At 52.7% G+C, this 12,594-nt stretch carries 13 protein-coding genes; 11 read left to right on the top strand and 2 right to left on the bottom strand.

The window, feature by feature from the left end:
* The first annotated feature begins 1 nt into the window (after position 1).
* The 9 genes from gspG (at position 2) to Q3O60_RS05390 (ending at position 6,693) form a co-directional block, all read left to right on the top strand.
* Positions 2-427 carry a type II secretion system major pseudopilin GspG gene (gene gspG, locus Q3O60_RS05430; protein ID WP_305892886.1) on the top strand — a complete coding sequence of 142 codons (426 nt, stop codon included), beginning with the start codon at positions 2-4 and terminating at the stop codon, positions 425-427.
* An 8-nt stretch (positions 428-435) separates the two neighbouring features.
* Positions 436-1,026: a type II secretion system minor pseudopilin GspH gene (gene gspH / locus Q3O60_RS05425; RefSeq protein WP_305892885.1), complete on the top strand. Its 591-nt coding sequence runs from the start codon at positions 436-438 to the stop codon at positions 1,024-1,026.
* Complete coding sequence (gene gspI / locus Q3O60_RS05420; RefSeq protein WP_305892884.1) at positions 1,023-1,394, top strand: type II secretion system minor pseudopilin GspI; 372 nt, start codon at positions 1,023-1,025, stop codon at positions 1,392-1,394. The genes gspH and gspI overlap by 4 nt, the downstream gene beginning before the upstream one ends.
* Complete coding sequence (gene gspJ, locus Q3O60_RS05415; RefSeq protein ID WP_305892883.1) at positions 1,384-2,034, top strand: type II secretion system minor pseudopilin GspJ; 651 nt, start codon at positions 1,384-1,386, stop codon at positions 2,032-2,034. The genes gspI and gspJ overlap by 11 nt, the downstream gene beginning before the upstream one ends.
* Complete coding sequence (gspK, locus tag Q3O60_RS05410; protein ID WP_305892882.1) at positions 2,031-3,026, top strand: type II secretion system minor pseudopilin GspK; 996 nt, start codon at positions 2,031-2,033, stop codon at positions 3,024-3,026. Before gspJ ends, gspK begins: the two co-directional genes overlap by 4 nt.
* Positions 3,023-4,231, top strand: a complete 1,209-nt coding sequence (gspL, locus tag Q3O60_RS05405; protein WP_305892881.1) for a type II secretion system protein GspL — start codon at positions 3,023-3,025, stop codon at positions 4,229-4,231. Before gspK ends, gspL begins: the two co-directional genes overlap by 4 nt.
* Entirely contained in the window at positions 4,228-4,698 is a 471-nt protein-coding gene (locus tag Q3O60_RS05400) for a type II secretion system protein M (RefSeq protein WP_305892880.1), read from the top strand. Before gspL ends, Q3O60_RS05400 begins: the two co-directional genes overlap by 4 nt.
* Positions 4,699-5,442, top strand: a complete 744-nt coding sequence (locus Q3O60_RS05395) for a type II secretion system protein N (RefSeq protein WP_305892879.1) — start codon at positions 4,699-4,701, stop codon at positions 5,440-5,442.
* A gap of 120 nt (positions 5,443-5,562) precedes the next feature.
* Complete coding sequence (locus tag Q3O60_RS05390; protein ID WP_305892878.1) at positions 5,563-6,693, top strand: pyridoxal-phosphate-dependent aminotransferase family protein; 1,131 nt, start codon at positions 5,563-5,565, stop codon at positions 6,691-6,693.
* Between the two features lie 43 nt (positions 6,694-6,736).
* Here the strand turns inward: Q3O60_RS05390 and Q3O60_RS05385 are convergent, their stop codons facing one another.
* Positions 6,737-9,022 carry a TonB-dependent receptor domain-containing protein gene (locus tag Q3O60_RS05385; protein WP_305892877.1) on the bottom strand — a complete coding sequence of 762 codons (2,286 nt, stop codon included), beginning with the start codon at positions 9,020-9,022 and terminating at the stop codon, positions 6,737-6,739.
* A 236-nt stretch (positions 9,023-9,258) separates the two neighbouring features.
* Here Q3O60_RS05385 and Q3O60_RS05380 point away from each other — a divergent pair, with 236 nt between their 5' ends.
* Positions 9,259-10,506: a glycerophosphodiester phosphodiesterase family protein gene (locus tag Q3O60_RS05380; protein WP_305892876.1), complete on the top strand. Its 1,248-nt coding sequence runs from the start codon at positions 9,259-9,261 to the stop codon at positions 10,504-10,506.
* 140 nt (positions 10,507-10,646) lie between these two features.
* The gene (gene cysE / locus Q3O60_RS05375; RefSeq protein ID WP_305892875.1) at positions 10,647-11,459 is read left to right on the top strand and encodes a serine O-acetyltransferase; all 813 of its coding nucleotides are present in this window, start codon (positions 10,647-10,649) and stop codon (positions 11,457-11,459) included.
* Between the two features lie 17 nt (positions 11,460-11,476).
* On the opposite strand, the gene Q3O60_RS05370 is transcribed toward cysE, so the two are convergent.
* A complete protein-coding gene (locus tag Q3O60_RS05370; RefSeq protein WP_305892999.1) occupies positions 11,477-12,556 on the bottom strand; it encodes an MBL fold metallo-hydrolase in 1,080 nt (359 codons plus the stop codon).
* Between the last annotated feature and the right edge of the window lie 38 nt (positions 12,557-12,594).

The raw sequence follows: 12,594 nt of genomic DNA, 5'->3' as shown, positions 1-12,594 counted from the left end.
CATGAAAAAGCAGCAAGGGTTTAGTTTACTGGAATTAATGGTTGTTATCGTGATTCTGGGTATTATCGCTAGCCTGGTGGTACCAAATGTGATGGGCAATAAAGAAGAGGCCGATCGCCAGAAAGCGGTGGTCGATATTCAGCAGCTGGAAAATGCGCTGGATATGTACCGGTTACGCAATGGCTTTTATCCTACTTCGGAGCAGGGTCTGCGTGCTCTGGTTGAACCGGCAGCGTCAGAACCAGTGCCTCGCTCTTTTCCCGAAGGTGGTTTTATCCGACGCTTACCACGTGACCCATGGGGACAAGATTACCAACTGGCAAGCCCGGGGCAGTTCGGCCGTATTGATATTTTTAGCATGGGACCGGATGGGGTGCCCGGTACCGATGACGATATTGGCAACTGGGATATCGACAATAATAACTGAGAGCATTGATGCAGCGTACCGCCAGCAAGCAGATAGGGTTTACCCTACTGGAAGTGATACTAGTGATTTTGCTGTTTGGCTTACTGGTCAGCGCGGTGGTGGTCAATTTCTCTTGGGATAACCGGGATGATCAGTTAGAGCAAGAAGCGCATCGCTTTCAGCAGCTATTTCACTATGCCGCTGAAACGGCCTTAATGCGGCAGCAAGAATGGGGCGTAGTCATTAAACCCAATGGTTATGAGTTTCTGGTATACCAGCCTGATAACGACAAGTGGCTGCCAGCCGATAGCCCGGCCTCATTATTGTGGCACGAACTGCCAGCTGGGCAGGAGCTTAAACTGGAACTCGAAGGACTACCCTGGCAAGAGGATAGCTTGCTTGGTGAATTAAATTGGGCAGCCGACGCCTTGGAGGCCGAGCAAGGCCAAGCTGATGATGTCGCTGTGCTGCCACATATTTTTATCTTATCGTCTGGTGAAATTACGCCGTTTCAACTGATTTTGCAGGATGAGAGCGAACGACCTTTTTGGTATGTCGAGGTGCGGGGCGAGTTCAGTATTCCGCTGTATCGCGAGCAGGTGGGGAGCCAGCTACCATGAAGCCGCGTGGCTTTACCTTGATCGAAGTGCTGTTTGCACTGGCTATCTTTGCTACTGCAGGGCTAGCGGTTATGCGAACGGTAACGGAGCATATCCGAGCGGTGACCATGCTGGAGGATATGACGTTTGCCAGCTACGTGGCGACCAACCAACTGACCTTGTTGCAATTGGAAACGCGATGGCCGCCAGCAGAACAAGAGCAGGGTGAGGTAGAACTGGGCAATCGCCAGTGGCGTTGGCAGCAGCGGGTCACGGCGGTGGAAGACAATGATTTGCGTCAGGTGGAAGTGCAGGTCAGTTTGGTCGAGCAACCGGATGAAATACTGTACCAATTAATCACCTTTATTGGACGGCCACATGCGAATTAAAGTCAGAGCCTGTGGCCTGAAGCGTATTGATGGCTTCACTTTTATCGAAATGCTGTTGGCTGTGGCGATTTTTGCTATGGTGGGTCTGGCTTCTTTTGCCGTGTTAAACAGTGTGACTGAAGGCGACCGATTATCGCAACAAGCTGCTGAGCGGTTGCAAAAGCTACAGTTTGCCTTGATGGTAATGGAGCGGGACTTGATGCAAATCAGCTTGCGTCATGTACGGATCCAAGGTGAAGCCGCGCAAAAAGAGCGTTTCTGGGGCGGTCGTTTTTTGCTGGAAAGTGAAGATGGTGCTTTGGGTTTTGCTCGCCATGGTTGGCGCAATCCCGGCATGGTGTTACCACGCAGTGAATTGCAACTACTGGGCTATCGCTTGCAAGAAGAGCAATTGCAGCGTTTATTTACCTTGTACCCTGACGCCATCACCGGCACTGAGCCGCGGGTGCAGGTGTTGTTAGAAGACATTGCAGAGCTGGAGTTTGGTTTTCTACAGGGCGAGGCGTGGGAAGATAGCTGGCGCGATGCGTCCTGGCCACAAGCGGTGCGTATTCGATTAACGCATAACGAGTTGGGATTGATCGAAAAGGTGGTGTTGCTACCGAATGAGAATGCCACTGCCGGGGAGCAGATACGATGATGCATCTTCAGAGTCGTCAGCGTGGTGTGGCCTTGGTGATGGTGTTGATGATTGTGGCCATTGTGGTGGTGATCGCGGTCAATATGAGTGGTCGCTTGCAGTTGACCTTGCAGCGACAGCAAAACTTACAGCAGCAACAGCAGGCATTTTGGTATGCCATGGGGACGGAAGCGTTCGCCCGACAAGTGCTGAGGCGCTCGTTGCAAGGGCAGGAAACAGCGCATTTGGGGCAAGACTGGGCATTGCAGGGCGCGGTATTTCCAGTGCCGGATGGCACCATTAGCGGTGTGATTACCGATCTGCAGAGTTGCTTCAATTTAAATGCGTTGTATCAGGCAGCTGATCCATCCGGGCAAATGAACACCGAGGCAACACCGGCCCAACAAAGCTTTCAGCGTTTGCTGGAGCTGGTGGCGACGGATTTATCGATGCCAGCAGAGTTTTTGATGGCACGCATTGCGGATTGGTTGGATGAAGATACCTTGTTGCGCACCGCGGGTAGTGCCGAAGACGATGACTATGCTGCCTTGGTTTATCCGTATTATGCTGGCAATACCTTGATGGCAACCGAGACGGAACTGCGTGCTATTTACCAGATCACGCCAGATGATTATAAGCTGTTGCAGCCTTATATCTGCGTGATCCCTGATGAGCAAGTGCTGCAGTTGAATGTGAATACACTGACTGAAGACACGGCTATTTTGTTAAGTGCCCTGGTGGCTGAACTGGACCCATCGGCAGCGATGGATCTGGTGGCTAATCGTCCAGACAATGGATTTGAGTCGGTGGATGAATTTTGGGGATCCGGTGCTTTGGCCGGGATCGAGGTGGATGAAGCCATTAAAGAGCTGGTGACGGTGAGCTCCAGCTATTTTAAATTAACAGCCCGAATAGGTTATCAGGAGAGTGGGATGACGATGGAGTCCGTGCTGAAAGTGCATCAGGATCAAGGAGTCACTATCATGAGCAGGCGTTTAGGAGGCGCGGGATGAGTGAACAACTGCTGATCCGGCTTGGAAGTCGTGCCGAACAAAGCATCAGCTGGCTGGTGTGGACGCCGCTGAGTCAAGAGGTGATCGCTTCAGGTACACTGAGCTCCGCTGCCGAACTGCCGGAATTGGCTGAGCGATTAGGCCCGCGCCCTGTGCTCGCACTGGTGCCTGCTGCCGATCTGGTGCTCAAAGAGGTGATTCTGCCCACCAAGCCAAGCCGACAAATTCTGCAGGCATTGCCTTATATGCTGGAGGATGATGTTACCGAAGATATCGAGCAGTTATGGCTGGCGTATGCAGCGCTGAAAAAAGAGCCTGCCAGCCCGGAACAAGCTGAACACTACGTGCAGCAAGTCGCACTATGCAAACGGCAACAGCTAGATTCATGGTTGTCCTGGTTAGCAGATGCTGGTTTTCAGCCCCGTCAACTGCTTCCCGATGCATTGCTGTTGCCGGTTGATCAGGGTCCTGCGGCCATTGAGCTCGACGGTAGCTGGTTGTTGCGACAAGCAGAATGGCAAGCGACCAGTATTGAGCAGGATTGGTGGTCGGATTATTTGCAACTGGCTGCCTTGCCTGAACTCATCAGCTTCAGTCCCTGGCCTGATGATATCCAGCAGCCGCATACGCTGGCCGAGCCTGAACTGCCATTGCTGCTATTGGCCAAGCAAAGTCAATCACAATCCTTTAATGTACTGCAGGGGGAGTATGCCCCAAAACGACAAAGCAATAGGCTCTGGCAGCAGTGGCGGGTCGCCGCGGTGCTGTCAGGTGTCTGTTTGATCTTATATCTCGGTTTAACAGCGGTGGAAGGCTGGCGCTATGGTCAGCAGGCACGCTTACTGCAACAAGAGGCCATTAGCACCTATCAGGCTGCTTTTCCGGGAGAAAGCGTGGTGAACCTAAGGGCCTTGGTGCAGCGAAAGTTGCAACAAGCCGGTGGTGGCGACCAACAGCAGCACTTCTTGAGCTTGTTGCAGGCGTTGCAGAATAATTTGGCGACTGTGCAGGAAGTTCAGCTGGATAACTTGCGCTACGAAGCACGCCGCAACGAATTGCGTTTTCAGGCCCGAGCTGAGAGCTTTCAAAGCTTTGATCGATTAAAGGCACAATTAGAACAAGCTGGCTATCAGGTTGATCAAGGGGCTTTGAGCAATGATGGTAATAAAGTGCAAGGCACAGTCAGCATGAGGAGCCAACCATGAAGCAGCAACTGAACCAGTGGTGGCAGTCGTTGCAACAGCGAGAGCAGCGCTTGGTGTTGGTCTGTGGGATTGCCATCGCTGTATTTTTGTTTTACTGGCTGATTTGGCAACCAGTGCATCAGGCCAAAGCAAGCAATCAGCGTGCGTTGCAACAAGCGGAGCAGCAACTGCTCTGGTTGCACTCGGTGCTGCCGCAGTTGCAACAATCAGGCGTCAGTGTCGAGCGCAGCTCCGGCAGCTTATCGCAAATCCTGACCAACAGTGCCCGTCAGTATGGTATCCGCGTCAATCGGATGCAGCCGCAAAACGAGCAAATGCAGCTGGTGCTGGATGACGTGGCTTTTGAGCAATTGTTACGTTGGTTGCACGATCTGCATTACCAGCATGGCTTGCGCTTGGTGAATCTGGATGTCAGTCTGTCCAATCAACCTGGCATCGTTCAGGTACGACGAATTTTGGTAGAGTAGATGCGTATTCGAAGTATGGTACTGCTCGGCAGTGCAGTCTATCTGTTGAGCTTATTGATTTTAACCCCAGCGGCCTGGTGGCTGAAGTTGGCCCCCCTGCCGCCTGAGTTGCGGCTTGGTCTGGTGCAGGGAACCTTGTGGCAGGGTCAGCTGACCGCCGCGCGTTATCAGTCGATTGAACTTCGCGCTATTCATTGGCAGCTGAAACCCTGGTCGTTGTTGACGGGGAAGCTGGTGGTGGATGTGCAAGCTGGTGACTTGGCTGAAGCACAACAACCCTATGTGAAAGGTCAGCTGAGTTATGGTTTTTCCGGGGTGCAGCTAAGCGATACGTTACTGCGCTACCCGGTTGCACAATTGGCACCTATGCTGACGCTGCCTTTACCGATTGATGCCGATGGTCAGCTGATGGTAGATATTGAGCTGTATCGTCAGGGTGCGCCTTGGTGTCAGCAACTAAGTGGTCAGGCGAGCTGGCAAGAGGCGCGGCTACAACCACCGACCGGCTGGATCGATCTGCAGCATATTTTTGCCACCTTGCACTGCGAAGAAGGCGAGTTGGTGTTGCTGACGGATGGCCAGAACCCACTGGGCCTTGATGTAGCGGCACGTTTAATCGCCTCCGGCCAGTTTACTGTGGACGGCACACTGAAGCCGGATGACACCATGCCGGAAGAAGTGCATCAAGCCATGCAGTTTGTTGGCGCGCCGGATGCAGAAGGTCGCTATCGGATCCGGTTTTAGCCTGTGCTGACCTTTGCTGATATTTCAGCAATGAATGCCCGGTATTAATCGCAATCAGCAGCGAAATGGTGCTGATTTTGGTAGGCTGGTTTTTTTCTGGTTGTGTTGCGAGAGAACCTGATGATCCCAGCTCCTGATTTTCCGCCCTTTTATCCTCCTCGTCGTATTCTGATGGGGCCCGGCCCGTCCGATGTCTACCCTGAAGTACTGGCTGCTCAAGCCAAACCTACCATCGGCCATTTGGACCCATTGTTTATTGGCATGATGGATGAGCTACGCAGTCTGCTGCAGTATGCCTTTCAAACCAACAACCCGATGACATTAGCGGTATCTGCGCCGGGTTCTGCTGGTATGGAAACCTGCTTTGTGAACTTGCTGGAGCCCGGCGATAGCGTCATCGTGTGCCGTAACGGTGTCTTTGGTGAACGGATGCGTCAAAATGTAGAGCGCTGTGGTGCTACCGCCATTGTGCTGGATTTTCCCTGGGGTGAGCCAGTTGACCCAACGGCCGTCGAGCAGGCGCTGAAGCAGCATCCAGAGGCGCACTTTCTTGCCTTTGTGCATGCGGAAACTTCGACCGGGGCATTATCAGATGCCAAAAGCTTGTGCGCGCTGGCCCAGCAATACGATTGTTTATCGATTGTCGATGCAGTTACCTCGCTAGGTGGGGTGGAATTACGTGTCGATGAGTGGGGCATTGATGCCATTTATTCTGGCAGCCAAAAGTGTTTATCCTGCGTGCCTGGTTTATCGCCAGTGTCGTTTTCGCCACGTGCGGTTGAGCGCATGCAAAATCGCTCGCGCCCGGTGCAAAGCTGGTTTTTGGATCAAAGTCTGGTAATGGGCTACTGGAGTGGCGAGGGCAAGCGCAGTTATCATCATACCGCTCCGGTCAATGCTTTGTATGCTTTGCACGAAAGCCTGCGCCTGTTGGCCAAAGAAGGTTTAGAGCAAGCCTGGCAGCGTCATGCCGCCATGCATCAGGAGTTAAAAGCCGGTCTTGAAGCGTTGGGGCTGACCTTTGTAGTGGACGAAGATCATCGCTTGCCACAACTAAACACCGTCTGGATCCCATCAGGGGTTGATGATGCGGCAATACGCAGCCGCCTGCTGCAGGACTACAATCTGGAAATTGGTGCAGGCCTCGGCGATCTGGCAGGCAAAGCATGGCGCATTGGCTTAATGGGCTATGGCGCTAAGCGGGAAAATAGTGCGCTTTGTCTTAAAGCATTGGCTGATGTATTGAAGTGATGTATTAAAGTAAAACAACGGCTCCCCGGGGAGCCGTTGTTGCTTAGAAACTCAGGCTGACTGTAGCGCTAATCGTGCGGCCGGCCCCCAGCAGGTAGGCACCTTCCTGGCCACCACTGATATGAGCTTTGTCTGAGATGTTGTTGAGTACCAGCGCTAAATCCACGCCTTTAAACAAGCCATTTCCATTTAAGCTGTGCTCGTAGCCGAGATAAGCATTGAAAATGGTATGGGCCGGAATGACATCGCGGTTCCACACCGGGCCAGCTGCGGTATCCAGTCGTTTGGCGGCACCAAAGTACTCTGCTGTGTATTTGGCGCTTAGCCCTGCCCGGTAGTTACCATCGTGGTAATGTAAGCCTAAATTCAGCATGGTTTCAGGCACGGCGGCCACTTTATCACCTTGACGATAGCCGTTGATGGTATCGGTGTAGGTCGAGTCATTCAGTGTTAGTGCGGAACGCAGTGACAGATTGTGCGACAGCTGCCAGTCAAGCGAGGCTTCCAGACCTTTGGAGCGCACGCCACCGACGTTGACGTAAGTACCATCCAGCTCCGACAAATAATCCGGTGCACCATCCAGTTCTTCATAGGTTAGCAGGGTAATGCGGTTGTCGAAGTTGATTTGGTACAGAGTCAGTGATGCATTTACATCGCCGCCAAAATAACGCAAACCCAGATCGATGTTATCAGCAGTCTCCGGCTCTAGCTCGGAAAAATCTTCGCCCACTGTGTTCAGTAGTGTATCCGGAATGGCTTTAAAGTTTTTGGAGTAACCGGCAAACAGTTCGATGCTTGGCGTCAGGCCATAGACCAAACCAGCGCTTGGTAGCAAGGAGGAGTTGCTGTCTAAGCGGCCATTGTTGCCCGCATCAAAGTTGTCAGTGCGGCGAACCGACACCCGATACTGCTGCACGCCAAGGGTTAGCTGCATATCGCCAAACTGCATTTGATCTTGCAGGTAATATTTTGCCACGCGCTGGCGGTAATCGTCATCAAACTGCACCCAGTATGGGGTGTTATCAAAGTAATGATAGACTTTAGGATCCAGTACTTCGTGCCAGTCACGGATTTGGTTGCGGTCTTGATGTTCCAGCCAAATGCCGCTGCGCAGCCGGTGAGCGCCGAGCTCCCAGCTCAGGTTGGCTGTGGTGCCATAACGGGTTTTGTCGTAGTGAGTATGGCGGTACGACGATACTCGGGTGGCACCGGTTAGGTCGGCATCGCTTGCCAGTATGGGCTGGCCATTGGTATCGACATGGGTAAAGGTGGTTCGGCTGACACCGTTGCCACGCTGAATGCGGTTGCCACTGGCATCGGCGGCAAACACTTGGTAAGGCGGTAACCAGTCGCCACGGCCATTTTGCAGATGCAAATAGGGCGTCATGTCCAGCTCTAGGCTATCCGTCAAATAAAACTCGCTCTTAACATAAAAGAGAGTGTTTTCACGCAGGGTCGACCAGGCTTCAGCAAAGTTTTGATCGATATCCGGATCCCCGGTCCAAACATTGGTCAGGCCATCCCAGCGTGGGTTTTGGTAGAACTGCTCCAGACTACGGTAATCGTAATTGTCTTCGTGCGCGTCGTCGTAAGACAACCTTGCAGTGAAGCGGCTGCTGTCGAGTTCCGTGACGCTTTTAAATTCCATATGAAAGCGATCGCTGTGGCCATTGCTGCCGGTGCCAATCCAACGATTGTTGTAGCTATCTGAAACACTGACATAAGCGCTGGTGTGGCCAAAGAGCTCGCCGGTATCAAAGCGGGCAAAATAACGACGGGCATTGAAGCTACCAGTGGTGTATGCAAACTGGGCACCCCGATCGAGCTCCGGATTGCTGGAAACAAAATTGATGGTACCACCCAATGCATCCAGCGAAGCAGATGCAATATCGGCACTGCCCTGGCCTACTTCCACCCAACGAGTATTTTCCACATCCAGATAACGATTGGCCTTGCTACCACCGGCATAAGCGGAACCACCATTTGGTACCCCATCAACGGTGATGCCGAGTTGCTGATCGGCACGGTCAATCACAAAGCCACGCATGCTAATGGTGGTGGTGTAGTCATCACCACCAAAGGCATCGCCCTGTCCGACATTGATGCCTGGTAAATAATCAATCAAGTCCATCACATTGCCAATCGATGCTTGCTGGTTTTTCATGCTGTCATCGGTGCTGTTGTTGGCGTAACTGACCCGCTTACCCAAGACAGAAATGACTTCCATGGCTTCGTCTTGCTCTGTGTTCTGCACTTCACCGGCATAAGCGGTGGTCGTTAAAGCGGCTATAATCGCCAGGCTAAGGCGTTTGGTTTTAAAATACTGCACAAGGCTCTCCGTCTGAACATAGGTTGTATTTGTGATTCTCATGGTTTTGTGGTCGGATCAGATCCCGACGGCGTGCAAGTATGGCCCGACAAAATGACGGTTTTGTGAATTAATGAGTGTTGTTTTTACTTTGAATTATCATGAGGTGTTACATTGTAACTTTTTGCAGCTGAGCGTCATCAGGCTGTCATCTTTTTTTGCCAGACTGCGCGGTTTACGTTGAAACAGAGAGGGTAATGATGAGGAGACAATGGGGTCTATGGTTGAATTTGGCGCTGAGCCTTTGGCTGCTTACAGGCTGTCAGCAGCCAGCAGGGCAGGATACTTCTGCAAGAGTTGAGCTTGGGCCGCGCCCGGCTTATTTGGTTGCGCAGCTACCTGAAGGCGAGTTGAAGCAACAGTTGCAGCAATGTCAGGGACCACTGCAGCCACATGATTTTTCCATTGGTCATCGTGGTGCGCCACTGATGTTTCCGGAGCACACCGAGGCCTCCTACCGGGCCGCGGCGCAGATGGGCGCGGGGATTTTAGAATGCGATGTGACCTTTACCCGTGATCGTCAATTGGTCTGTCGCCATGCTCAATGCGACTTGCATCAGACCACCGATATTCTGTTGCGACCGGAGTTGGCAGGGCGATGTAGCCAACCTTTTCAACCAGCGGATGCGGCTAGCGGCCGGCCAGCCTCGGCTCGTTGCTGTACCAGCGATATTGATTTAGATGAGTATCTAAGCCTGTGCGGCAAAATGGATGGAGTCAATCCTGCGGCCACTTCAGTTCAGCAGTATGTCCAAGGCACACCCGACTGGCGTACGGATTTGTATGCGGGCTCTTGCCCGGCCGTGCTGTCGCATCAGCAAAGCATCGCCTTATTTCAACAGCTGGGCCGCAAAATGACACCCGAGCTCAAAACGGCTGAAGTGTCGATGCCGTTTCAGGGCCGGTTCAGTCAGCAGCAGTATGCCCAGCAACTGGTGGATGAGTACAAAGCCGCTGGCGTGCCGCCAGAACAGGTGTTTTTGCAGTCGTTCGACTGGCAGGACATTCTGTACTGGCTGCAGGCCGAGCCAGATTATGCCAAACAGGCAGTCTGGCTGGATGGTCGCTACGAGGATCCGGCGTTTGATCCCATGCAGCCAGGCAGTTGGTCGCCAAGTATGGACGAGTTGAAAGCTGCTGGCCTGAACATTATTGCTCCACCGCTTTGGGTGCTGGTTACCAGCGAAGAGGGGGCGATCCGGCCATCTGCCTACGCCAAAGCGGCGCAGCAAGCCGGGCTTAATATCATCAGCTGGACGCTAGAGCGCTCGGGTCGGTTGGACGACGGTGGCGGCTGGTACTATCAGAGCATTACCGACCTAACTACAGATGACAGCGTTGCGCTGCAGCTACTGCATGTGCTGGCTCAGGAGGTCGGAGTAATGGGTGTGTTTTCCGATTGGCCAGCTACCACCACTCTGTACGCCAACTGCATGCTGCCATAACGAACAATTAGATGGCTGGATGTCCTTTTTCTTACCCGATCCATTGCCTGTTAGCAGTGGATCCGCTATCGTATTTACCCCATAGAGTTGCAGTTAGGTTGGTCTGACAGCAGCGGGTGCAGCACATCGAGGCAAATACCATGCGGCATGAAATCTGGAAGCAATTGAAACAGGAAGCATTTGAGCTGGTTACCAAAGAACCATTGCTCGCCAGCCATGTCTATTCCAGTGTGCTGAACCATGATTGCCTTGGTTCGGCGCTGAGTTTTATTGTCGCCAATAAACTATCCGATGCGGTGGTGTCAGCTTTCACCATTCGTGAGTTGTTTGATCAGGCTTTTGTTAATTGCGATGAAATGCTGACTCATGTCGCCCATGATATCAAAGCGGTGCTCGACCGCGATCCGGCGGCGGATACCTACCTCAATGTATTGCTGCATCTGAAAGGGTTTCATGCCATCCAAACTCACCGGCTGGCGCATTGTTTATGGCGACAAAATCGTAAGGAGCTAGCCCGCTTTCTGCAAAGCCGCTGTTCGGAGGTGTTCGGGGTGGATATTCACCCGGCCTGTCGTATCGGCCATGGCCTGATGTTTGATCACGCTACCGGCATTGTGGTGGGTGAAACTGCTGAAATAGGCGATAATGTGTCGATTCTGCAGGGAGTTACCCTTGGGGGCACCGGCAATCAGCAGGGCGACCGCCATCCGAAAATTCGCTCCGGTGTGATGATTGGTGCTGGTGCTAAAATTCTTGGCAACATCGAAATCGGCGAAGGCGCCCGCATTGGTGCCGGCTCAGTAGTACTGAGCGCGATACCGGCACATACCACCGCCGTTGGTGTGCCTGCTAAAATCGTTGGCAGCAGCTGCGAGTGTCCAGCCGAGTCGATGGATCAAAACTTTTTGCAAAGCTCGGCTTCTAATGAAGCGGCTTGCAGTCAACTGAAGTAGCTGATTGTTCGATGCGACTACAGCTGTACCGAATCCCCTTCATTTAAAATAAGCAGTGGTACCTGGCTATCTAGCTGCTGCTGCATATGCAGCAAGCGCAAGAGTGGTGAATGCGAACTGTGATCGCCCATTTGCCAGCTGGCATTGCCATACCCCCAGGGGATCATTACTTTGCAGCCAAGATCATCGGCGGCAACCAGTGCATCTTCTGGCGTGGTATGCACATAGCGGTACCATTCAGTGTGCTCGTCATGATGGTAGGAGGCCACCGGTATCAAGCAGATATCGATATCACCATATCGTTGCTGAATATCGCTAAAATGCGGTGAATAGCCGGTATCACCGGCAAAAAACAGGGTATTGCCCTGATGTTCAATCAGCCAGCCGGCCCATTTTGCTTTATTGTCATCGTTGAACAGCATGCGGCTGTTAAAGTGATGTGCTGGTACCATATGCACAGTCAGTTCACCCAGTTCACTGCTGCTGTACCAGGCCTTTTCCAGCACCTGATAACCGCCTTTAGGCATGTAATCGGCCATACCCACTGGCACATAGTACCTTGCTTCGGTGCCAATTTGTCGGATGGTAGCATGGCTGAAATGATCGTAGTGCAGATGGGAATACAGCACGGCATCGCTGGCAGCTAGTTGTTCCTGAGGTAAGCCTGCCGGCACGGGGCGGCGCAAGCCAATCAGATGCGCAGCCCAGCTGACCGGCCGGTCGAACTGGCCCATCACAGGGTCAAACAGCAATTGCTGACCATCCGGGCTTTTGATAAGAAAACTAGCATGGCCAACCCAGTGCACCAGAAAGCCAGAAGTAAGCTCGGGAGGGGTTTGATCACCGATAAACTGACAATCCTGGCCATGACTTTTGCACGCTACCTCTGGGTGGGGTGGGTAGCAGTCGTCCTCACAGGTGACCGGATAATCCTGTTTACCACGATACAGGTTGCGGTACATGCCTTGCTGTTTGCCCTCTGGTACTTGTTCAATAACGTCTTGCTCAGTGATTAACTGCTGCACTGCATTGGGTGAGCTGCAGGCCTGAAGCAGCCATAAGCTGGTTAGTACTACTGCAGCCGTAGCCATGGTCATTTTCATCAAAGTTCCTTTTTGCATGGGGCTATACTCAT

This window comes from Alkalimonas collagenimarina (genome assembly GCF_030717845.1).
In the GTDB taxonomy this organism is placed as follows: domain Bacteria; phylum Pseudomonadota; class Gammaproteobacteria; order Enterobacterales; family Alteromonadaceae; genus Alkalimonas; species Alkalimonas collagenimarina.
This window is presented reverse-complemented; position numbering and strand designations above follow the sequence as displayed.